A 22,303-nucleotide genomic window follows, 5' to 3' on the forward strand; every position below is an offset into this window, starting at 1 on the left:
AATTCAGCGCCGGGCGGCGGCCAGGATGCGCTCCAAGGTGGCGACCGGTACCTTGCCGAGCACCACGTAGCGCGTGCTGCCGTCGGCGAACATCAGGCCGTTGACCGAATCCTTGCGCATCTGCGCCTTGTCCTTGACCGCGGCCGGTTCGACATACAGCGACACGCTGGCCAAGCCGTCGCTGAACAGATAGTGTTCGGACGCGCCCTTGCGGCCGCGGGCCACCAGCTGGAAGCCTTTCACGTCCTTGAACGGATTGTCCAAGGCCTTCGGTGCCGGCGGCCGTTGGCCGGCCGGCTTGCCCTTGGCCGGACTGATGCGGATCTGGGTGAAGGCGACCTGCTCGACCGTGTAGCCGCGCTCGTCCAAGGTGATGATCTTCAGCGGCAACCCGGTCTCCTGGTCCAGCCACAGGCGGTAGCCGTAACGCCAGGCATCGGCCGCGCGCACCTCGATGACCTGCGCCGGCCGGCCGGCGATGCGGCCCTGCTCGGCCAAGGACGCCTTGTACCACTTGTTGCGCGCCAGGCGGCCGAACTGGCTGAAAGTGGTCTGCGCCGAGGCCGCGCCGGAAGTCGGCGCGTCGCCGCCGAGCGAATCGTTCTGGATCTTGCCGTTGCGCTTCAGCAGTTCGCGCGGCGGACCGGACAGGGTGCGCAGGCGCAGGGTTTCGACGCCGTCGCGCATGCGGTGCTCGACCGCCAGCGACTCGATGCGGTCGCCCTGGGCGAATACGATGACGCCCTGGTATTCGTTGTTGAGCACCGCGCCGTCGATGCGTTCCAGCCACTGGCGGGCGTCATCGCGCCAGAGCTGGCGCACCCAGTCCTTGCCGTTCTGCAGCCAGGAACCGTCTTCGGCCGCCGACGCCGGCAAGGCCGTCAGCGCGCACAGCAAGAGGATGGCGGCCTGACGTCTCACGGGCGCTCCTGCGGCTCGGGCGCGGCGTCCGGCTCGGACAGCAGCTCGGCATAGGAAATCAAGTCGCTGGCGGCGTTGCCGCTCATTTGGTTGTGGCGCACCAGATAATCGTCCAGCGCCTGATCGCGCTTGGGCCAGGTCTTGGAACGGGTCGCTTCGTTCAACTCGAAGCCGCTCGGATCGTCCGCGGCCGCAGCGGTGGGGGCAGGCGTGGCGTTATCGGCCAATTGCGGACGCTGCAGGTTGCGGCGCACCACCGGCGCCGACTGCACCGTGGCGGCGGCGCCGGCCGGCTTGAGCACGGCGCGCGAGGCCGGCTTGGCGGCCAGCTCGACGGTTTCGGGCGTATTGGGTTCGGCATCCGGCCAGAGCCGATAGCCGATACCGACCGCCACGGTCAACGCCGCCAGCGATGCGACCAAGGCCCAGGCCCGGCCGCGGTTCGGAGCGCCGTCGCAACGGGCGCAGATGTCGGTCGCGCTGGTTTCCGGCATCAGGCGGAACGGCTGCGCCTTCAGCACCGTGGACGCCAGCCAGGCGCGTTCGCAGGCCGCGCGCAGACCGGGATCGGCGGCCAGGCGTTTCTCGAAGAAGCGCCGCTCGCTGCCGTGCAGTTCGCCGTCGATGTAGGCGCTCAGTTGTTCCAGGTCGGTTTCGCTGATCGGTTTCATGGCCTGACTCGCTGTTGCTCGTAAAGGGGACGCAGGCGGGCGTCGATCGCCTCGCGTGCGCGGAAGATGCGGGATCGGACGGTGCCGACGGGCGAACCCATGACCTCGGCGATTTCCTCGTAGGACAGCCCTTCCATCTCGCGCAGGGTGATGGCCTGCCGGATCTCGTCCGGCAAGGCCGCCAGCGCCTTGCTGACCACTTGGGCAACTTCTTCGCGCAGAAGTTCCTGCTCCGGCGTATCGTTGTCCTGCACGTACACGCCGCCGTCGATGAACTCGGCGTCCTCGATCTCGACGTCGGCGCCCGGCCGCCGTTTCTGGCTGGCCAGATGGTTCTTGGCGGTGTTGACCGCGATCCGGTACATCCAGGTGTAGAACTGGCTGTCGCCGCGGAAGCCCGGCAGCGAGCGGAAGGCCTTGATGAAGCTATCCTGCACCACGTCCTGGCATTCGCCGTGGTCGCGCACGAAGCGGCTGACCACGGCCGCGATCCGGTGCTGGTACTTGCGCACCAGCAGGTCGAAGGCGGTTTTGTCCCCTTTCTGGGCCTTGCGGACCAGTTCGGCGTCGATTTCGTGTTCGGCCATCGGGCCCGGATCTCCGTTTCGTCTGCAGCCATCGGCTACGGGTTGGTCGCCGGAGGCCGGAAAAAGTTCCCGGCGATTGACCGCCGGCGCCAAAGCGGTGAAGATAAGCTTACTTTAATTTCAATCAAACGAATGTATGAACCAGTTCAGCGGCCTCACCTCCCGGCATTGGCATGTCGAAACCCGTAACGACGGCATCCTGGTGCTCACCCTCGACCGCCAGGACGCGAGCGTCAACGCCCTGTGCCAGGCCGTGCTGATGGAGCTGGACGCTCTGCTGGAACGGATCGCGCTGGCGCCGCCGAAGGGCGTGGTGTTCCGTTCGGGCAAGGCCGCCGGCTTCATCCCCGGCGCCGACATCTCCGAATTCGCCGAATTCGACGCCAAGGGCACCGTCCTGGATTCGATCCGCAACGGCCAGAACATCTTCCAGCGCATCGCCGAACTGCCCTGCCCGACCGCCGTGTTGATCCACGGCCACTGCATGGGCGGCGGCACCGAGCTGAGCCTGGCCTGCGCCATCCGCGTGGCCTCGAACGACGCCAGCACCCGCATCGGCCTGCCGGAAGTGAAACTCGGCATCTATCCGGGCTGGGGCGGCAGCGTGCGCCTGCCGCGCCTGGTCGGCGCGCCGGCCGCGTTCGACATGATGCTGACCGGCCGTGCGCTGTCGGCCTCGGCGGCCCGCGCCATCGGCCTGGTCGACGCGGTGACCGAACCGGCGCTGATGATGGCCAAAGCCGTGGAACTGATCGAACGCGGCGTGCAGCGTCCGTTCAAGCAGCGCGCCACCGCCTGGCTGACCAACACCCTGCCGGCCCGCAAGCTGCTGTCGGGCGTGCTGGTCAAACAGGTGGCGCGCAAGGCGCGCAAGGACCACTACCCGGCGCCGTACAGCCTGATCAGCACCTGGGTGCGCGCCGGCGGCCTGCCGGTGCCGGCGGCGTTGGTGCAGGAAGCGCATTCGGTGGTGAAGCTGGCCCAAGGCCCGACCGCGCGCAACCTGACCCGCATCTTCTTCCTGATGGAACGCCTGAAATCGCTGGGCGGCAAGGATGGGGCCGGCAAGCCGGACCCGGGCATCCGCCACGTGCACGTCATCGGCGCCGGCGTGATGGGCGGCGACATCGCCGCCTGGTGCGCCCTGCGCGGCTTCGAGGTGACCCTGCAGGACCGCGAGATGCAGTACATCCAGCCGGCGCTGGACCGCGCCGCGGCGCTGTTCGGCAAGAAGGTGAAGGACGCCGGCAAGCGCGAAGCCACCGCCGCCCGTCTGCGCGCCGACGTGGCCGGCGACGGCGTGGCCCAGGCCGACCTGGTGATCGAGGCCATCTTCGAAAACCTCGACGCCAAGCAGGCGCTGTACGCCGCGCTGGAACCGAAGATGAAGCCGGACGCGCTGCTGGTGTCGAACACCAGCTCGATCGCGCTCGACCTGCTGCGTTCCAAGCTCGCCAACCCCGAGCGTTTCGCCGGCCTGCACTACTTCAACCCGGTGGCGATGATGCCGCTGGTGGAAATCGTGCGCCACGACGGCATGGCGCCGGAAACCGAACGCCGCCTGGCCGCGTTCTGCCGCGCCATCGACAAGCTGCCGGTGCCGGTCGCCGGCACGCCGGGTTTCCTGGTCAACCGCATCCTGGCGCCGTACATGCAGGAAGCGATCCTGGCGTTCAGCGAAGGCATTCCGGGCCGCGCCATCGACAAGGCCGCGCTCGACTTCGGCATGCCGATGGGCCCGATTGAACTGGTCGACACCGTCGGCCTGGACGTGGCCGCCAGCGTCGGCAAGATCATGGCCGCGTTCCATGGCCAAGAGCTGCCGGATGTATTCAAAGTGGAAGACGGCAAGCGCGGCAAGAAGGACGGCCAAGGCCTGTACGCCTGGAAGGACGGCAAGCCGGTCAAACCGGAACTGCCGAACGGCTACCAAGCCCCGACCGACCTGCAGGACCGCCTGGTGTTCGCGCTGCTGAACGAAGCGGTGTCCTGCCTGCACCAGGGCGTGGTCGGCGATGCCGAACTGCTGGACGCCGGCGTCATCTTCGGCACCGGCTTTGCGCCGTTCCGCGGCGGCCCGATCGAGCACATCAAGGCCGTCGGCCGCGACGCCTGCCTGGCCAAACTGCGCGAACTGGAGGCCAAATACGGCGCGCGCTTCACGCCCAAAGCCGGCTGGGACGCGCTGTAAGCCGGAACGCCGCACACGAAAAAGCCGGGCATCGCCCGGCTTTTTTCTTGCACATCAAAACCGCTTATTTGCGGCAGCCGATCAGCTTGATGTCCTGGCCCGGACGGATGATGTAATCCGGCGGCGACAGGTCGTTTTCCTTGATCAGGCGCTGCAGGTCGCAATCGAACGTGCGCTTGATCATCATCAGCGTCTCGCCCGGCTTGACCGTGTACTTGCCGGCATGGGTTTCCGGCGCGGCGGTCACACCCTCGGCCGGCGCTTCGGCGGCAACGAGCACCGGTTCCGGCGCGGCGAACACCGGCGTCTTGCGTGCCTGGCTGAGCGTGCGCGCCAACTCGGCGCGCGGGCCCGACAGGCAGTTGGCCTGGTAGCTTTCCACCAATTTTTGCGGCGCGCGCAGCACCGTGCCCTGGCCGATGAACTGGTTCGGTTCGTAATGCGGGTTGAGGTTACGCAGCACGCGGAACCAGCCGAACTGGTTGTGCGGATTGCCCAGGCAGATGGTCAGCTCGTTGATGCTGCTCGGGCGCTGCAGGGTGAAGCTGGCCGGGGTGTAATCCAGTTTCGGGAAAGTCAGGCCGTAGTCCTCGCCGTGCAGGAACAGCCAGGCCGCGGCGATCACCGCCGGCACGTAGTCACGGGTTTCGGCCGGCCATTCCTTGTACACGCGCTCCTGCCAGAATTCGCCGCCGCGCTCGCCGTAAATGCGCCGTGCCCGCCCTTCGCCGCCGTTGTAGCCGGCGATCGCCATCTCCAGGCTCTTGTTCAGTTCCTCGAAGCGCTCGTTCATGTATTCGGCATTGGCGCGCGCGGCGTACTGCGGATCGTAGCGCATGTCGCGGCCGGCGCTGACGTCCAGCCCGAAACGGCGGCCGGTGGACGGCATGAACTGCAGCGGCCCGGAGGCGCCGGCGCGCGAGGTGGAATGCGCCTTGCCGCCGGACTCCTTGGTCATCATGCCGAACAGCAGCGCCTCCGGCAGGCCGGCCTTCTCGTATTCCGGCGCCATCAGGTAACGCATGTACTGGTAGTTCTCCCAGGAATCCATGAAGAACGCGCGGTTCACCGTCAGCCAGTTGCCGATGGCGGCCTGCACCGGTTCGTTGTACTTGGCCAGCAGTTCGATGCGCGAACCGAGCAACTTCACCGTGCTGTCGATGGCCGGCAGGCTTTCCGGGTTGGGCAGACGCACCACTGCCGGCGATGGCATGTCGTGGTGCTTGATCATGCGCTCGTAGGCGCTGATCAGCGTGCTGCGCGAACAGCTGCGCAGCTTGAAGCAGGCGTTGGCGTGCTCTTCCATGTCCTCGATGGCGGCGTTCATCGCCAGCAGCTGGGCTTCGTCGCCGGCTTCGTAGCGCTTCCAGGCCTGTTGGTAGGCCTGCACGGTGACCTCCATGCGCGCATACAGCGCCTCCTCGGGCTTGGGTTTGGCGGCCTGGACGGCGCCGGCGGCGAGCAGCAGGAAAGCGGTGACGAACAGATGACGCATGAAAACTCCCGGGCGATGCACTAAGCTATACAGCCGTCATTATTCCCCATCGACGGTCCGGACTCCATTAAATTTTCATGAACCGATGAGCCGCTGGCGACCGCCACCCGAGAAATCCACCGCCCTGATCACCCGCGAGGGCCTGGAGCGCCTGCGCGCCGAGCTGCAGGAGCTCTGGCACGTGCGCCGGCCGGAGGTGGTGAAGGCCTTGGCCGCGGCCGCGGCCGAGGGCGACCGCTCCGAAAACGCCGAATACACCTACCGCAAGAAGCAGCTGGGCGAGATCGACCGGCGCGTGCGCTACCTGAGCAAGCGCATCGAGGTACTGAAGGTGCCGGACAGCTCCCGCGCGCCGCGCGAGAAGGTGTTCTTCGGCGCCTGGTTCGAGCTGGAGGACGAAGACGGCAACGCGCGCACGCACCGCATCGTGGGCCCGGACGAAACCGACGCCAAACGCGGCTGGATCAGCATCGACTCGCCCTTGGCGCGGGCGGTATTGAACAAAGCGGTGGACGCCGAATTCGAAGTGGAACTGCCGACCGGCCGTGCCAACTTCGTGCTGGTGTCGGTGCGGTACGAGTAATCCCCCTGCCCTTCGGAATTAAAAGCGCTACCCCTTCGGCATTTAAAAGCGCTACCCCTTCGGCATTTAAAAGCGCTACCCCTTCGGCATTTAAAAGCGCTACCCCTTCGGCATTTAAAAGCGCTACCCCGGCGCTTCGCGCCACCCCTTCGTAAACGAAGGGGAGTTTATCCAAGCGGCTTGATGTTTTTAATCCCCTTCATTCATGAAGGGGTGCCCGAAGGGCGGGGTAGTAAAAAATCGGCGCAACGCCGACTCAAAAATCCGCGTTATCCAGATCGACCAAGGCGAACAGGTCGTGCTCGTCGGCGCCCATGATGGTGACGTCCACGAATTGGCCGGGCTTCAGGCCCATGCGTTCGCCGTCCTGGATCTGCACCAAGCCGTCGATTTCCGGGGCGTCGGCCTTCGAGCGCGCGATGGCCAGTTCGCCGTCGACGGCATCGACCAGCACCTGCTGCACGCTGCCGACCTTGCGCTGCAATTTTTCGGCGCTGATTTCGGCCTGCAGTTCCATGAAGCGTGCCAAGCGTTCTTCCTTGACCTCCTCCGGCACCGCGCCCGGCAACTCGTTGGCGGTCGCGCCCTCCACCGGCGAATAGGCGAAGGCGCCGACGCGGTCGAGCTCGGCCTGGTCGATGAAGCTCAGCAGCTGCTCGAAGTCTTCCTCGGTTTCGCCCGGGAAGCCGACGATGAAGGTGGAGCGGATGGTGAGATCGGGGCAGATTTCGCGCCAACGCTGGATGCGCTCCAGGTTCTTGTCGACCGCGCCCGGGCGCTTCATCGCCTTCAGGATGCGCGGACTGGCGTGCTGGAACGGGATGTCGAGGTACGGCAGCAGCTTGCCCTCGGCCATCAGCGGAATGATGTCGTCCACATGCGGGTACGGGTACACGTAATGCAGGCGGCTCCACACGCCCAGCTCCGACAGGCCCTCGCACAGGTCCTTCATGCGGGTCTGGTAGGCCTTGTCGCGCCAGGTGCGCTCGGCGTAGCGCACATCCACGCCGTAGGCGCTGGTGTCCTGCGAGATCACCAGCAGTTCCTGCACGCCGCCGCGCACCAGCTTCTCGGCTTCGCGCAGCACGTCGTCCACCGGCCGCGAGACCAAATCGCCGCGCATGGACGGGATGATGCAGAAGCTGCAGCGGTGGTTGCAGCCCTCGGAGATCTTCAGGTAGGCGTAGTGCTTGGGCGTGAGCTTGATGCCGTAGTCCGGCACCAGGTCGATGAACGGGTCGTGCTTGGGCGGCAGCGCGGCGTGCACCGCGCCCATCACGCTCTGGTAGTCCTGCGGGCCGGAGATGGACAGCACATCCGGGAACTGCTCGCGGATCTGCTCCGGGCGCTTGCCCAGGCAGCCGGTGACGATGACCTTGCCGTTCTCGGCCATGGCCTCGCCGATGGCGTCCAGCGATTCCTCCACCGCCGAGTCGATGAAGCCGCAGGTGTTGACCACCACCACGTCGGCCTTGTCGTAGGTCGGCACGATGTCGTAGCCCTCCACCCGCAGCTGGGTCAGGATGCGCTCGGAATCGACCAGCGCCTTGGGGCAGCCGAGGCTGACGAAACCGACTTTCGGATTGGACTTTGACATGCGGGAACGGGGACCGGATACTGGGCCTTGGATTATACCGTTCCCGGCCAAGCCATTGATGAATCAGCCTGAATTCCGACTCGACGGCCGCCTGGAGGCCGATACGCATTTCCTTCTGGACGCCCCGCTCTGCCGCATCGGGCTGATGGACGACGCCCGCTTCCCCTGGCTGATCCTGGTGCCGCGGGTGCCGAACGTGCGCGAATGGCCGGACCTGGGCACCGAGCACCAGCTGCAGCTGCAGGCCGAAATCAACGCCGCCGCCCGCGCCCTGCAGTCCGTGTTCCCGCACGGGCAGAAGCTCAACATCGCGGCGCTGGGCAATGTGGTGCCGCAGCTGCACATCCATGTGATCCTGCGCCATGACGGCGATGCGGCCTGGCCGGCACCGGTGTGGAATTCCGGTCAGCGGCAGCCGTATGGCGAGGCCGAGGCAGGCAGAATTATAAGTCTTCTAATAACTTCAATTTCTGAGACTTTTTCTAATTGACCAAAATTCCAGCATAAGATTAAAGTGGTTTGTGGCGCTCTAATGCTCATAACGACTTTATACAAATGGGGAAATTTTTAATGATTCGCTGGATTCTTACTGCAGCAGTTGTCGCAACAACTCCCGCTGCGTTTGCAGTCACTAAGAATATCGAGTGCAGACAAACGACAGATAAAAATATGGAGCAAGTTATTTACGCCAAAGTAGATGACGAGTCTAATAAAGCAGAGGTTGAATTTTTTGGCTTAAGCGCAGAATGCGCTCAAGAAAGAACATGTGGAATAAAAATCTACGCCAAAGACACGTTACCGAGCGTGATTCGCCTTACCAGTGTGACACATGCAGGCCTATCGGCTTCATACACGACGATAATTGATATAAACCGCACAGATCTTACCGTTGTTACACGTACAAAGCTTGAACTGCCCACCGGCATCAGTGAATCTACCGCTCATGGAAAATGCACTGTTAAATCAGCGAAATCTCCGAAGCTGTTATGAGAAATAAATAGCCAATCTATTTGAGATTTTTTATGTCGCATTTTCTAATCAAAAAAGCCGCTTATTCTGCTATTGAGGAGAGGTACCGATGCACTCATGAAGTACGCGAGATTCGCCTTAGAATTCTCGTAGACAGTAGGAAAGCTTATTACAACCAATGCATTAGTTGTGGACATGCCGGAAGTGCAATCGGGTTAAAATCAATAAAAAACCAAGCGAAACCAATATCCATCACTCTGTTTGATAACGAGCTTGAGATTAAATGGCGAGCGCGTAAAAACGCTGAATACCAAGCTATCTATATAGCAATTGAACCAAGCCTGAAAGCGGAGTATGAAGCTTATCTAGAGTCTGAAACATGGAGAAAGCGTCGTATGGTTATTTTGGAACGCGCAACTAAAAAATGCGAGTGCTGCGAACACTATCCAGCCACTGAGATTCACCACAAGACATACGCTCGAATTGGGCAAGAACTCGACTCAGACTTGATGGCAGTTTGCAAACTATGTCACGACCAAATCCATGGTAAATTCAATCCATCAAAATAAATAGAAAAACAAAAGATAGCTTGAATAGCATCACAAGGAAAAATAAATTCATTACTAGTGGATATAAAAAAGCCGACTCCGCATCGCGGGCCGGCTTTTTTCATACGCAAACGAATTATGGACTTCAGGTCTTCGGCAGGGTGACGCCGGTCTGGCCCTGGTATTTGCCGCCACGGTCCTTGTAGGAGGTCTCGCAGACTTCATCGGACTGGAAGAACAGCATCTGCGCCACGCCCTCGCCCGCGTAGATCTTGGCCGGCAGCGGCGTGGTGTTGCTGAATTCGAGCGTCACGTGGCCTTCCCATTCCGGCTCCAGCGGCGTCACGTTCACGATGATGCCGCAGCGCGCGTAGGTGCTCTTGCCCAGGCATACCACCAGGGTGTCGCGCGGGATGCGGAAGAACTCCACGGTGCGCGCCAACGCGAAGGAGTTGGGCGGGATGATGCAGACGTCGGATTCGATGTCGACGAAGCTGGTCGGGTCGAAGGCCTTGGGGTCGACGATTGTCGAGTTGATGTTGGTGAAGATCTTGAACTCGCGCGCGCAGCGCACGTCGTAGCCGTAGCTGGAGGTGCCGTACGACACGATGCGGTGGCCGTCGGCGGCGGTCTTCACCTGGCCGGGCTCGAACGGTTCGATCATGCCGTGCTGCTCGGCCATGCGGCGGATCCACTTGTCGGACTTGATGCTCATGTCGGGGCTCTCAGGTGTTTTGGATGACAATGTTCGGGAAGCCGATGCTCTTGTTGCGCGCCTGGCGCGAGAGCTTGGCGGCGGCCTTGCGGGCGATGGCGCGGTAGGCGGCGGCGGCCGGTGAATCCGGCGCGACGGCCACGGTCGGCGTGCCGGCGTCCATCTGCTCGCGGATGGCGCGCTGCAGCGGCAGCTGGCCCAGCAGCTCGGTGCCGTATTGTTCGGCCATGCGCGCGCCGCCGCCCTCGCCGAACACGGCGTCGGCGTGGCCGCAGTTGGAGCAGATGTGCACGGCCATGTTCTCGACGATGCCGAGCACCGGCACCTCGACCTTCTCGAACATTTTCAGCGCCTTCTTGGCGTCGATCAGCGCGATGTCCTGCGGCGTGGTCACGATCAGCGCGGCCGAGACCGGGATGCGCTGGGCCAGGGTCAATTGGATGTCGCCGGTGCCCGGCGGCAGGTCGATGATCAGGTAGTCCAGGTCCTGCCAACGCGTGGTGGTCAGCAGCTGCTGCAGGTACTGGGTGGTCATCGGGCCGCGCCAGATGGTGGGGGTGTCTTCGCCCAGGAACAAGCCGATCGACATCGCCTGCAGGCCGTAGGCGATCTTCGGCTCCACGGTCTTGCCGTCCAGGCTGTCGGGCTTGCCGGAGATGCCGAGCATCATCGGGATCGACGGGCCGTGGATGTCGGCGTCCAAAATGCCGACGCTGGCGCCCTCGGCCGCCAAAGCCAGCGCCAGGTTGACGGCGGTGGTCGATTTGCCGACGCCGCCTTTGCCGGAGGCCACGGCCACGATGTTCTTCACGCCCGGCAGCGGCGACAGCTCTTTCTGCACCTTGTGCGCCGGGATGCGGGTCTGGATCTCGACGCTGACCGCCTGCGCGCCCAGGCGCTCGGCCAAGCGGCTGCGGATGGCCTCGATCAGGGCCGGCTGGCCGCTTTTGGCCGGATAGGCCCACTGCAGGGCCAGCGCCACGTTCTGGCCGTCGATGCCGACGGCACGCACGGCGTTGGCCGAGATCAGGTCCAGGCCGGTATCGGGGTCGAGGATGTGCGCCAATTCGGCGCGGACGGCGTCTTCGGTGAGCGACATGCGGCGTACTTCGCGGAAAAGCCTATTGTAGCGGCAAAGGAAAGCCACAAACAGGGGCCGGAGCCTTTATAATTCTGTGATGAATCTCGCCCCCGCACTCGTCACCACCGCCCTTCCCTACGCCAACGGCCCCCTGCATCTGGGCCATCTGGTCGGTTACATCCAGGCCGACATCTGGGTCCGCGCCCGCCGACTGGCCGGCGGCACCGTCCACTTCGTCTGCGCCGACGACACCCACGGCACCCCGATCATGCTGGCCGCGGAAAAGGCCGGACTGAGCCCGGAGGCCTTCATCGCCGCCATCCAGGCCGGGCACGAGGCCGATTTCAAGGCCTTCTCGGTCGATTTCGACCACTACGACTCGACCCATTCCGCCCATAACCGGGCCATGACCGAGCGCGTGTACGCCGCCCTGAAGGCGCGCGGCAGCATCGCAGTGCGCACCATCAACCAGATGTACGATCCGGAAAAGGGCATGTTCCTGCCGGACCGCTACATCAAGGGCGCCTGCCCGAACTGCAAGGCCGCCGACCAGTACGGCGACAACTGCGAGGCCTGCGGTGCCACCTACGCCCCGACCGACCTGATCGACCCGGTGTCGGTGGTATCCGGCGCCAAGCCGGTGCTGAAGGAATCCGAGCACTACTTCTTCAAGCTCGGCGACTACGCCTCGTTCCTGGACGCCTGGCTGAAGGGCGGCGTGGCGCACGAGGGCATCCAGACCAAGCTGCGCGAATGGCTGGACGCCGACGGCGGCCTGCGCGACTGGGACATCTCGCGCGACGCGCCCTACTTCGGCTTCCCGATTCCGGGCGCGCCGGACAAGTTCTTCTACGTCTGGCTGGACGCGCCGATCGGCTACCTGTCCAGCTTCCAGGCCCTGTGCCAACGCGAAGGCCTCGACTTCGACGCCTTCCTGGACGCCGCGCGCAACGCCGCCGGCGAAACCGAACTGCACCACTTCCTGGGCAAGGACATCGTCAACTTCCATGGCCTGTTCTGGCCGGCGGTGCTGCACGGCGCCGGATTCCGGGCGCCGACCGCGTTGCACGTGAACGGCTACCTGACGGTGAACGGCGCCAAGATGTCGAAATCGCGCGGCACCTTCGTGATGGCGCGCAGCTATCTGGATGCCGGCCTGCAGCCGGAAGCGCTGCGCTACTACTTCGCCGGCAAATCCGGTTCCGGCGTGGCCGACCTCGACCTCAACCTCGACGACTTCGTGGCCAAGGTCAATGCCGACATCGTCGGCAAGTTCGTCAACATCGCCAGCCGCTGCGCCGGTTTCATCGCCACCCGTTTCGACGGCCAATTGGCCGACACGCTGCCGGATTCGGCCATGTACGCGCAGTTCGAAACCGAATTCGCCGCCATCCGGCAAAGCTATCTGGATGGCGAGATCGGCCAAGCGCTGCGCCAGACCATGGCGTTGGCCGACATCGCCAACCGCTACATCGACGACACCAAGCCCTGGGTTTTGGCCAAGCAGCCGGACGGCCTGGACACGCTGCACGCCGTCTGCACCCAGGCGCTGAACCTGTTCCGCGTGCTGGCGCTGGCGCTCAAGCCCGTGTTGCCGCAAGTGGCGGCGCAGGCCGAAGCCTTCCTGAACGCACCGGCCGCGCGCTGGTCCGATTTCACCGGCCCGCTGCTGGCGCACCGCATCGCCGCCTACAGCCCGCTGTTCACCCGCATCGACCCCAAACACATCCAAGCCATGATCGACGCCTCGAAAGACACCACCGCCGCCCCGCCCGCCACTGAAGCCAAACCAGCCAAGGCCGCCGAACCAAAGAAAGCTCCGGCTGTTGAGGCCGCACCCGGCACCATCGGCATCGAGGACTTCGCCAAGCTCGATCTGCGCATCGGCAAAGTGCTGGAGTGCGGCTTCGTGGACGGCTCCGACAAGCTGCTGCGCTTCCTGCTGGATGCGGGCGACCTCGGCCAGCGCCAGATCTTCTCCGGCATCCGCGCCAGCTACGGCGAGCCGGAGAAGCTGGTCGGCCGCAACGTGGTGTTCATCGCCAACCTGGCGCCGCGCAAGATGCGCTTCGGCATCTCGGAAGGCATGATCCTGTCGGCCGGCGGCAACGACGGCCTGTTCCTGCTGGACGCCGACGCCGGCGCGCAACCCGGCCACCCGGTCAAGTAAGGATGCCGCAGCGGCCGACCGCCGAGGCCATCGACGCGCTGCTGCCGCAGACCCAATGCGGCCTGTGCGGTTATGCCGGCTGCCGGCCGTACGCCGAGGCCATCGCCGACGGCGAGGCCGACATCAACCAATGCCCGCCCGGCGGCGAAGCCGGCATCCGCGCGCTGGCCGCGTTGCTGGAATGCGAACCGAAACCGCTGAGTCCCGAACACGGCGAAACCCGGCCGGCGTCGGTGGTGGTCATCCGCGAAGCCGAATGCATCGGCTGTACCAAATGCATCCAGGCCTGTCCGGTCGATGCCATCGTCGGCGCGTCGAAACTGATGCATACCGTGTTGGCCGACCGCTGCACCGGTTGCGATCTGTGCATTCCGCCCTGCCCGGTCGATTGCATCGACGTGGTTTACGTTTAGCGGGAATCCCGCTGCGCGGCGCGCTTCCCCCTTTGCGCGGGGGATCGAGGGGGATTCGAGGTTACTTGAGGCGCTCGATCTTGTAACCCTTGGCGCGCAGCTTGGCCACCACGCCGTCTTCGCCGAGCAGATGCAGGGCGCCGACCACCACCAAGGTATCGTCGCTGCCAGGCGCGTCCAAGCGGGCCTGCAACGCCGGCAACCACGCGTCGTTCCGTTCGACGTTGATGCGCCGGTACAGCGCCGGATACTCGCGGCGCATCTCCAGCCCCATTTCGCGCCAGAGGTATTTGTCGTCGCCGCGGCGCCAGGCCGCGTGCAGGGCTTCGGTGCGGGCTTTGGCCTCGTCGGCTTCGGCCAGCGATTCGCGCAGTAGTTGGCGCTGTTCGTCGCCGCTCATGCCGTCCAGCAGCGCGATCTGCTGAGCGCCGGTTTCCAGGCCCGCGCCGGGCTTTCCGGCCTTGGCGGCCTCGGCCACGAAGTGGGCATCCAGGCCCAAGGCCGGATCCAGGCCGAGCTTGGCCATTTCGATGTTGCTGATCAACAGCGCCACGAACCAGGGTTCGAAACGTTGCAAGAGCGAGGCGGACAGGCCGGACGTGGCCAGCGCATCGCTGTTGGCCGCGGCCCACGCGCCGAGTTTGCCGTCCAACTCGGGACCGATCTCCTCGGCCAAGGTCTTGCCGTCGCCGCGCAGCGCGGCGCGGCTCATCGCCATGGCCGTGGCCGGCGAGCCCATCTCCTGCGGCGGCAGTTCGAACAGCACCGTCTCGGCATCCTTGAACGCGGCCTGCACGGTGGCCGACAGCGGGTAGTCGTCCGGCTTCAGCAGATGGAACGAGCCCAGCAGATACAGGCTGTTGTCGGCATCGCTGACCCGCCACAGCGCCGGCGTCGGCGGCTGGGCGCTGGCGCAGCCGGCCAGCAGCAGCGTCAGGCACAGCAGAGGGCGGGCAAGGCGCATGCTCAGATCTTCCGCGGCTTCTTCTCGCCGGCGGTCACCGCCAGGTCGAGCCGGTTTTCCGGCGGCGGCATCGGGCAGGTCGAGTAGGCGTTGAACGCGCACGGCGGGTTATAGGCCTTGTTGAAGTCGACCACGGTGGTGCCGTCGGCGCCGGCCGGATCGGCGTACAGGAAGCGCGCCGCGGCATAGCTTTCCTTGCCCGAGGTGCGGTCGGCGAAGATCAGGAACAGGCGGCCGTCGCCCTCATCCACCGCTTCCAGCGTGTGCGTGACCTCGCCCACTGTGAAGCTGACCGTGCCCGGATTCATCATCGGCTCGACCATGCCGAGGATATTGACGATGTCGATGGTGCGGCCGGCTTCGTGCGGGGTGAAGGTGGCGGTGAAACGGAACGCGGTGTCGATCGGGAAATAGTCGATGCCGGTGAATTTCGTCCGGGTCTCGGCCTCGGCGTCGCGCACGCGCAGGGCCAGCTTGCCGCCGCGTTCGATGACCACGAAGCTGGCGCGGCCGTTCTCGAAGCCGACCACGCTCGGCGTGCCGCGGCTGTCGGGCGTCAGCTCGGTCTTGCCGGTCAGCGGCTGGCCGTCCAGGGTCAGCGCCACGCCGGCTTCCGGCTGCAGCCAGACCCGGTTGCCGGCGGCGGTGGAGATCACGCCCAAGCGCGCCGGGCCGGTCGCCAAGCGGGTGCCATTGTCGGCGCCGGAACCGACGCGGGTGAAGCCCTCGACCGGCAGCCAGTGCATGCCGACCAGCGACAGCCAGCCGTCCGGCTTTTTCAGGCGCTCGATGCGTTCGCTGCGCCAAGCGGCGATTTCGGCTTCGTATTTCATCTTCTCGGCTTTTTCCTTGGCCAGTTGTTCAGGGCTTGGGCCCTGTTGGCAGGCGGCCAACAGCAGGGTGGCGGCCATCATCAGTATCTTGCGCATCATCGTCCTCTCATGAACAGGCGGTCCAGCTCGGACCGGCTCAGCTGCACCCAGGTGGGGCGGCCGTGGTTGCATTGCCCGGAGCGCTCGGTGGCTTCCATCGCGCGCAGCAGGGCATTCATTTCCGGCAGGCTCAAGCGCCGGTTGGCGCGCACCGAGCCGTGGCAGGCCATCGTCGACAGCAGTTCGTTCTGCGCTTCCTGCAGCCGGCGCGAAGCGCCGAACTCGCGGAACTCGGACAGCACGTCCAGGAACAGCTGGCGCGCGTCGACGTCGGCCAGCAGACTCGGCACTGCGCGCACGCTGACCGATTGCGGTCCGCTGCGCACCACCTCGAAGCCCAGCTCGCGCAGGGGTTCGGCCAGGCTCTCGCTGGCCGAGGCCTCGGATTCGCTCAACGGCACCGATACCGGCACCAGCAGCGGCTGGCTGCGGATGCCGCCGTCGCCCTGCGCCGCCTTCAACTGCTCGTAGGTGATGCGTTCGTGCGCGGCGTGCATGTCGACCAGCACCAAGCCGGCGTCGTTCTCGGCCAGGATGAACACGCCGTGCAGCTGCGCCAGCGCGAAACCCAGCGGCGGCGAGCCGTCGGTCGGCGGTTCGGGCATCGGCTGCGCCGCGGCGGCCGGCGCGGCCTCGGCAGGTTCGGCGTACAGGCTGCGGTAGTGCGCCAGATTTTCCTGCACCGGCAGCGCCATGCGCGTTTGCGGCGCGGCATAGGCCAACGGATACGCCGATGGCGACGGCATCACGGGCGACGGCAAGGCCTCCGGCGCGGCGCCGGCGCGGGTATCGGCCAGCAGCCGGTGCAGGCTGCGGTAGATGAAATCGTGCACGCTGCGGCCGTCGCGGAAGCGCACTTCATGCTTGGCCGGATGCACGTTGACATCGACCCGCAGCGGATCGATGTCCAGGAACAGCACGAAGGCCGGATGCCGGCCGTGGTACAGCACGTCGGCATAGGCTTGGCGCACCGCATGCGCCACGGTCTTGTCGCGCACCGCGCGGCCGTTGACGAAGAAGTACTGCTGGTCGGCGCTGGAGCGGGCCGCGGTCGGCAACCCGACCCAGCCGCGCAGCACCATACCCTGATGCTCGGCGGCCACCGGCAGGCATTGTCCGGCGAAGCCCTCGCCCAGCACCTGCGCCACCCGCTCCAGATGGCGGGCGTCGGCGTCGACCGGCTTGTAGTGCTTGTAGGCCTTGCCGTTGTGGCGCACGCGCAGTTCCACCGCCGGCTTGGCCAGCGCCAGCGAGCCGAGCCAGTCGTCGATGTGGTTGAGCTCGGTGCGCTCGGCCTTCAGGAACTTGCGCCGGGCCGGCACGTTGTAGAACAGGTCGCGCACCTCCACCGTACTGCCCTTGGGGTGCGCCTCCGGCAGCACCGCACCCAGCCGGCCGCCGTCGATGGCCAGCGCCGCGCCGTGCTCGGCCTCGGGCCGGCGCGAACGGATGGCGAAGCGCGAAACCGACGCGATCGAGGGCAGCGCCTCGCCGCGGAAGCCGAGCGTGGCCACCTGCTCGAGGTCGTCCAAGCTGGCGATCTTGCTGGTGGCGTGCCGTTGCACCGCCACCGGCAGCTCCTCGGGCGCGATGCCGTCGCCGTCGTCACGCACGCGGATCAGGCGGATGCCGCCCTCCTCGAGCTCGATCTCGACCTTGGCCGCGCCGGCGTCCAGCGCGTTCTCGACCAGTTCCTTGACCACCGAGAACGGGCGCTCGACCACCTCGCCGGCGGCGATCTGGTTGATCAGGACATCGGGCAGCTTATGGATGCGCATGGCCGTCCATTGTACCGAATGCGCGCGGCGGGCGGCCGGAAATCAGGGGATGATGCCGGGGCCGGCGGCGGTCACGCCGGCACCGGAAACCTCGCCCTTGCGGGCGTAATAGGTGCCCGGCAGGGGCTGTTCGACGAAATAATTGCGCAGGCCCTGGGCGATGGCGTAGGCCAAGCGCTTGCGGTGCTCCGGGTCGCCGAGCTTGCGCTCCTCGTCCGGATTGGTGATGAAGCCGGTCTCGACCAGCATCGAGGGCACATCCGGCGAGCGCAACACCACGAAATTGGCGTGCTCGACCTGCTTCTTGTGGGCCTTGCCGAGATCCTTGAGCGAACCGAGCACCTTTTCGGCGGCGTCCTCGCTCATGCGCATGGTGGCGCTCTGCGACAGGTCCAGCAGCACCGCCGACAGGTTCTTGTCCTTGTCGTCCAAGCTGACCCCGCCGACCAGGTCGGCGGCGTTTTCCTTGTCGGCCAGCCAGCGCGCGGCCTGCGAGGAGGCGCCCTTGGTCGACAGCACGAACACCGAGGAGCCGCTGGCGGCGTTGTTCAGCGCGGCATCGGCGTGGATCGAGACGAACAGGTCGGCCTGCGCCCGGCGCGCGCGCTGGTAGCGTTCCTGCAAGGGCACGAACGTATCGTCGTCGCGGATCAGCACCGCGCGCATACCTGGATCGGCGTTGACCAGGGCCGCCAGTTCCTTGGCCACGCGCAGGGTCACATCTTTCTCGCGCAGGCCGCTGCCGCCCAGCGCGCCGGGATCCTTGCCGCCGTGACCGGCGTCGATGGCGATCACCAGTTTGCGCGCCGAGGGGCCGAGCACGTCGTTGACGGTCTTGGCTTTCTTCGGCAACGCCGCCTGGGCCTGCGCCGGCGTCGGGTGGATCGAGGGCTTCTGGCTGGGCAGCGGCGGCACCGGCTTGTTGCCGGCCGGCTTGACCGTGGTGGTCGGTTTGTCGCCCGAGCTGTCGATGTCGATCTGCACGATTTCATCGTCCATCAGCGCGTAACCGATGTTGCTGCGGCCGGGTACGTTAGCCGATGCCGGCGCGCCGGCGGCCGGCTTGGCCGGCGTGCTGGCGACGGACGGAGCGGTCTTGGCCGGCACGGGAGCTTGAATCACGGCCGGCGCGGGCTCCGTCTTGGCCGGTGCGGCGGCGAGCACGGCGCCTTTACCGCGTAATTCCAAGGCCAGCCGGGGCTTGCCGGCGGCATCGTCCAGACGCGTCGCCAATTCGGCGCCCTGCACCAGATCGAATACCAGGCGGACGCCGGTCGGGGTCTTGCCCTGGCGCACCGACAGCACGATGCCGTTGGCCGGCGGCAACGCGAACTGCGGCGCCAGCTGCGCGCCGTCGATGTCGAGCACGGCGCGGTCGGGGGCTTTCAGGGTGAAGGATTTGTAGCTGGCCGGACCCGAGAGGTCGATCAGCGCCTTGGTCGAATCGCCGTCCTGCAGCAGCACGATGCCGGACAAGGTGACGCCGGCGGCCGAAGCGTGGCCGGCGGCAAGCAGCAGCGCGAGGCAGAGCAGTCGTTTCAGCATCATTCTCATAAGCGGGATTGAAGCATTGGCGGCCGGTCGGCGCAAGCCTTGATTATACATACCGTACCACGGTTCATGCGGCGTTCAAGCCGGACGCGGCCAGCCAGGCGGCGCCGTCGGCCGTGCGCGCATCGATGCGGATGCGGCGCACATCGCCTTCGCCGGCGAGGTCGATGCGCAGATCGGCGGGCGGAATATGGCCTTCGCCGCGTTCCGGCCACTCCACCAACATCACCCGGCTGCGGCCGTCGTAATCGTCCAATGACAGATAATCGACCTCGTCGGGGTCGGCGATGCGGTACAGGTCCATGTGCACGGCATCCAGGCCGTCGGACAGCGCATAGGTCTCGATCAGGGTATAGGTCGGGCTCTTGATCGCGCCGCGCACGCCGAGCGCCTGCAGGAAGGCGCGCGCGAAGGTCGACTTGCCGGCGCCGAGGTCGCCGTGCAGGTGCACCGTCATGCCCGGCGGGCATACGGCCGCCAGACGCGCGGCCAAGGCGGCGGTGTCTTCGGGGCTGCGGCTGTCGGCGGCGTGTGCGGTCATGTGAAGCATTTTATACTGGCGCGATGGACTTCCACGCCCTGCTCGGCAAAATCCGCGACCACAGCCGCGAACTCGGCTTCACCGGCTTCGGCGTGGCCGAGGCCGCGCTGGGCGAGGACCAAGCGCATCTGCGCGACTGGCTGGCCCACGGCCTGCACGGCCAGATGGACTACATGGCCCGGCATGGCGAGATGCGTTCGCGCCCGGAACTGCTGCAACCGGGCACGGTGTCGGTGATCTCGGTGCGCATGGATTACGGCACCGACCCCGGACAGGCCTGGCAAACCCTGCACGACTCCGAACGCGCCTATGTGGCGCGCTACGCGCTCGGCCGCGACTACCACAAGCTGATGCGGCGGCGGTTGCAGCGTCTGGCCGATTTCATCGCCGGCGAAACCGGCGGTTTCGGCTACCGGGTGCTGGTGGATTCGGCGCCGGCGCTGGAACGGGCGCTGGCGCGCAACGCCGGTCTGGGCTGGATCGGCAAGCACACCTGCCTGATCGACAAGGACGAGGGCTCCTGGTTCTTCCTCGGCGAGATCTACACCGACCTGCCGCTGCCGCGCAGCGCGCTCAAGCCGCAGGGCCATTGCGGCACCTGCACGCGCTGCATCGACGTCTGCCCGACCGCGGCCATCGTGGCACCGAACCGCTTGGATGCGCGGCGCTGCATCAGCTATCTGACCATCGAGCACCAAGGCAGCATCCCGGAGGAGTTCCGCGCCGCCATCGGCAACCGCATCTTCGGCTGCGACGACTGCCAGCTGGTCTGCCCCTGGAACAAGTTCGCCAAGATCCACGCCGAGCCGGATTTCGCCGCCCGCCACCGGCTCGACGAAGCCGGACTGCTCGAGCTGTTCGCCTGGAGCGAGGAGGAATTCCTGCAGCGCACCGAAGGCTCGGCCATCCGCCGCACCGGGTACGTCAACTGGCTGCGCAACATCGCGGTGGCGCTCGGCAACGCCGCGCCGAGCGAGGCCAACCGCGCCGCACTGGCCGAAAGGTGCGGGCACCCCGACCCGGTGGTGCGCGAACACGCGCGCTGGGCCTTGGACCGGCTGGACGCCGCGCTCAGCGGCTGAGCAGGCGCGCCAGCAGTTCGCGCGTCACCGGATCGAGCGCGGCCGCGTCGCCGCCCTCGCCTTCCACATGCGGCATCAGGCCGATGGCGATGCGCTTGCCGAGTTCCACGCCCCACTGGTCGAAGGCGTTGATGCCCCAGATCGTCGACTGCACGAACACGCTGTGTTCGTACAGCGCCAGCAGCATGCCCAGGGCATACGGCGTCAGCTCGTCGAGCAGAATCACGGTCGAAGGCCGGTTGCCGGGATAACGCCGTTGCGGATCGGCATCGTCCTGGCCGTTGGCCAGGGATTCGGCCTGCGCCAGCAGGTTGGCGAGCATGAAGTGATGGTTGGTCGGCTGGCTGTGGCCGGAACGCAGCACGCCGAGGATGTCGAGCGGCACCGTGCCCACGCCCTGCTGCAGGTATTGGAAGAAGCTGTGCTGGCTGGGATTGCCGCTGGCGCCCATCAGCACCGGCGAGGTCGCCTGCGGGCAGTCGCGGCCGTCGACGGTGACCGATTTGCCCAGGCTTTCCATGATTACCTGCTGCAGATGCGCCGGCAGCAGGGCCAAGCGCTCGTCGTACGGGATGATGCCCTGCGTGCCGTAGCCCATGGCGTTGCGGTTCCAGACCGACATCAGCGCCTGCCAATACACCGCGTTGCACCCGGCCGGCGCCTCCAGGAAATGCGCGTCCATGTCGGCGCCGCCGCGCAGGAATTCGCGGAACGCCGGCATGCCGAGGCCGAGCACGGCCGCGAACGACACCGCCGACCAGACCGAGAAACGGCCACCGACCCAGTCCCAGATCGGCAGGATGTTGCCGGCCGGCACGTCGAAGGCCTCGGCGCGCGCGGCGTTGGCGGTGACCGCGAACACGCGTTCCGAATCGCCGGCCCAGGCTTTGAGCACGGCGCCGTTGATCAGCGTCTCCTGGCTGGTGAAGCTCTTGCTGACCAGCAGCACCGCGGTCGTCGCCGGATCGAGCGTAGCCATGTAACGGTCCAGATGCATGCCGTCGGCCGAACTCAGGAAATGCACGCGGAATCCGCCGTCGGCGTGCTCGGCCAAGGCGTCGAGCAGCAGCCGCGGTCCGAGGTCGGAGCCGCCGATGCCGACGCTGAGGATGTCGGTGACGCCGCGCGCGCGCAGCCGGGCCGCGGTTTCCGCCATCCGGGCCAGCGCCGCCATGGCGTCGGCATGCGCCGCGCGCGCCGCCGGCGCAGCCGACAGACCGCTGCGCAGCGCCGTATGCAGGGCCGGACGGTCCTCGCTGGCGTTGACGTGCGCGCCGTCGAACAGCGCGCGCGCCTGCGCTTCGATACCGGAGGCCACTAACCGCGCCTGCAGATCGGCGACGGCCTCGGCATCGATGTGCTGGCGGGCGAAATTCAGGTACAGCGGCCCGACGCGGCAGGCGAAATCGGCGGCGCGCCCCGATTCAGCCGCCACCAACCCCGCGATGGTCTTGCTGCGGCAACGCTCGGCATGTGCTGCCAGCGCCTGCCAGTCCTCCGTGTTCCACATGACG

At 66.0% G+C, this 22,303-nt stretch carries 21 protein-coding genes; 8 read left to right on the top strand and 13 right to left on the bottom strand.

Annotated features, from left to right (window positions below; translation table 11 throughout):
- Positions 1–3 precede the first annotated feature (3 nt).
- Genes IEV56_RS00890 through rpoE form a run of 3 tightly spaced genes read right to left on the bottom strand, consistent with a single transcriptional unit; the run spans position 4 to position 2,179 of the window.
- Entirely contained in the window at positions 4–921 is a 918-nt protein-coding gene (locus IEV56_RS00890; RefSeq protein WP_188446772.1) for a MucB/RseB C-terminal domain-containing protein, read from the bottom strand.
- Entirely contained in the window at positions 918–1,592 is a 675-nt protein-coding gene (locus IEV56_RS00895) for a hypothetical protein (protein WP_188446774.1), read from the bottom strand. Before IEV56_RS00895 ends, IEV56_RS00890 begins: the two co-directional genes overlap by 4 nt.
- Positions 1,589–2,179, bottom strand: a complete 591-nt coding sequence (gene rpoE, locus IEV56_RS00900) for an RNA polymerase sigma factor RpoE (protein WP_188446776.1) — start codon at positions 2,177–2,179, stop codon at positions 1,589–1,591. Before rpoE ends, IEV56_RS00895 begins: the two co-directional genes overlap by 4 nt.
- A gap of 136 nt (positions 2,180–2,315) precedes the next feature.
- Here rpoE and IEV56_RS00905 point away from each other — a divergent pair, with 136 nt between their 5' ends.
- Entirely contained in the window at positions 2,316–4,370 is a 2,055-nt protein-coding gene (locus IEV56_RS00905; protein ID WP_188446779.1) for a 3-hydroxyacyl-CoA dehydrogenase NAD-binding domain-containing protein, read from the top strand.
- A gap of 64 nt (positions 4,371–4,434) precedes the next feature.
- On the opposite strand, the gene IEV56_RS00910 is transcribed toward IEV56_RS00905, so the two are convergent.
- A complete protein-coding gene (locus IEV56_RS00910; RefSeq protein WP_188446781.1) occupies positions 4,435–5,865 on the bottom strand; it encodes a lytic transglycosylase in 1,431 nt (476 codons plus the stop codon).
- An 85-nt stretch (positions 5,866–5,950) separates the two neighbouring features.
- Between IEV56_RS00910 and greB the strand changes: the two genes are divergently transcribed.
- Positions 5,951–6,448 (top strand): transcription elongation factor GreB, encoded by a 498-nt coding sequence (greB, locus tag IEV56_RS00915; protein WP_188446783.1) that lies wholly within the window; start codon positions 5,951–5,953, stop codon positions 6,446–6,448.
- A gap of 256 nt (positions 6,449–6,704) precedes the next feature.
- On the opposite strand, the gene rimO is transcribed toward greB, so the two are convergent.
- Positions 6,705–8,045, bottom strand: coding sequence for a 30S ribosomal protein S12 methylthiotransferase RimO (rimO, locus tag IEV56_RS00920; protein ID WP_188446785.1), 1,341 nt, complete (start codon positions 8,043–8,045; stop codon positions 6,705–6,707).
- A gap of 58 nt (positions 8,046–8,103) precedes the next feature.
- Here rimO and IEV56_RS00925 point away from each other — a divergent pair, with 58 nt between their 5' ends.
- The 3 genes from IEV56_RS00925 (at position 8,104) to IEV56_RS00935 (ending at position 9,583) form a co-directional block, all read left to right on the top strand.
- Positions 8,104–8,535: an HIT domain-containing protein gene (locus IEV56_RS00925; protein WP_188446787.1), complete on the top strand. Its 432-nt coding sequence runs from the start codon at positions 8,104–8,106 to the stop codon at positions 8,533–8,535.
- 80 nt (positions 8,536–8,615) lie between these two features.
- Positions 8,616–9,035, top strand: coding sequence for a hypothetical protein (locus IEV56_RS00930; protein WP_188446789.1), 420 nt, complete (start codon positions 8,616–8,618; stop codon positions 9,033–9,035).
- Between the two features lie 32 nt (positions 9,036–9,067).
- Positions 9,068–9,583, top strand: a complete 516-nt coding sequence (locus tag IEV56_RS00935; protein WP_188446791.1) for a hypothetical protein — start codon at positions 9,068–9,070, stop codon at positions 9,581–9,583.
- 124 nt (positions 9,584–9,707) lie between these two features.
- Here IEV56_RS00935 and dcd read toward each other — a convergent pair whose 3' ends face one another.
- Both dcd and apbC read right to left on the bottom strand, forming a co-directional pair.
- Entirely contained in the window at positions 9,708–10,277 is a 570-nt protein-coding gene (gene dcd / locus IEV56_RS00940) for a dCTP deaminase (RefSeq protein WP_188446793.1), read from the bottom strand.
- Positions 10,278–10,287: 10 nt separating this feature from the next.
- On the bottom strand, positions 10,288–11,376 hold the full coding sequence (gene apbC, locus IEV56_RS00945; RefSeq protein WP_188446795.1) for an iron-sulfur cluster carrier protein ApbC: 1,089 nt from the start codon (positions 11,374–11,376) through the stop codon (positions 10,288–10,290).
- Between the two features lie 79 nt (positions 11,377–11,455).
- On the opposite strand from apbC, the gene metG reads away from it, so the two are divergent.
- Both metG and rsxB read left to right on the top strand, forming a co-directional pair.
- Positions 11,456–13,528, top strand: coding sequence for a methionine--tRNA ligase (gene metG / locus IEV56_RS00950; RefSeq protein WP_188446797.1), 2,073 nt, complete (start codon positions 11,456–11,458; stop codon positions 13,526–13,528).
- 2 nt (positions 13,529–13,530) lie between these two features.
- Positions 13,531–13,941, top strand: coding sequence for an electron transport complex subunit RsxB (gene rsxB / locus IEV56_RS00955; protein ID WP_188446799.1), 411 nt, complete (start codon positions 13,531–13,533; stop codon positions 13,939–13,941).
- 61 nt (positions 13,942–14,002) lie between these two features.
- On the opposite strand, the gene IEV56_RS00960 is transcribed toward rsxB, so the two are convergent.
- The 5 genes from IEV56_RS00960 to tsaE form a co-directional block, all read right to left on the bottom strand.
- Positions 14,003–14,905, bottom strand: coding sequence for a TraB/GumN family protein (locus IEV56_RS00960; RefSeq protein ID WP_229730122.1), 903 nt, complete (start codon positions 14,903–14,905; stop codon positions 14,003–14,005).
- A gap of 2 nt (positions 14,906–14,907) precedes the next feature.
- A complete protein-coding gene (locus IEV56_RS00965; protein ID WP_188446801.1) occupies positions 14,908–15,837 on the bottom strand; it encodes a DUF1684 domain-containing protein in 930 nt (309 codons plus the stop codon).
- A complete protein-coding gene (mutL, locus tag IEV56_RS00970; protein ID WP_188446803.1) occupies positions 15,834–17,615 on the bottom strand; it encodes a DNA mismatch repair endonuclease MutL in 1,782 nt (593 codons plus the stop codon). The genes IEV56_RS00965 and mutL overlap by 4 nt, the downstream gene beginning before the upstream one ends.
- Before the next feature lie 42 nt (positions 17,616–17,657).
- A complete protein-coding gene (locus IEV56_RS00975) occupies positions 17,658–19,160 on the bottom strand; it encodes an N-acetylmuramoyl-L-alanine amidase (protein ID WP_188446805.1) in 1,503 nt (500 codons plus the stop codon).
- A gap of 73 nt (positions 19,161–19,233) precedes the next feature.
- Positions 19,234–19,716, bottom strand: coding sequence for a tRNA (adenosine(37)-N6)-threonylcarbamoyltransferase complex ATPase subunit type 1 TsaE (gene tsaE / locus IEV56_RS00980; RefSeq protein WP_188446807.1), 483 nt, complete (start codon positions 19,714–19,716; stop codon positions 19,234–19,236).
- Positions 19,717–19,730: 14 nt separating this feature from the next.
- Here tsaE and queG point away from each other — a divergent pair, with 14 nt between their 5' ends.
- Positions 19,731–20,789: a tRNA epoxyqueuosine(34) reductase QueG gene (gene queG / locus IEV56_RS00985; RefSeq protein ID WP_188446809.1), complete on the top strand. Its 1,059-nt coding sequence runs from the start codon at positions 19,731–19,733 to the stop codon at positions 20,787–20,789.
- Here queG and pgi read toward each other — a convergent pair.
- Positions 20,779–22,299 carry a glucose-6-phosphate isomerase gene (pgi, locus tag IEV56_RS00990; protein WP_188446811.1) on the bottom strand — a complete coding sequence of 507 codons (1,521 nt, stop codon included), beginning with the start codon at positions 22,297–22,299 and terminating at the stop codon, positions 20,779–20,781. The genes queG and pgi overlap by 11 nt on opposite strands.
- Positions 22,300–22,303 lie beyond the last annotated feature (4 nt).

It is taken from the genome of Arenimonas maotaiensis, assembly GCF_014638745.1.
Classification (GTDB): domain Bacteria; phylum Pseudomonadota; class Gammaproteobacteria; order Xanthomonadales; family Xanthomonadaceae; genus Arenimonas; species Arenimonas maotaiensis.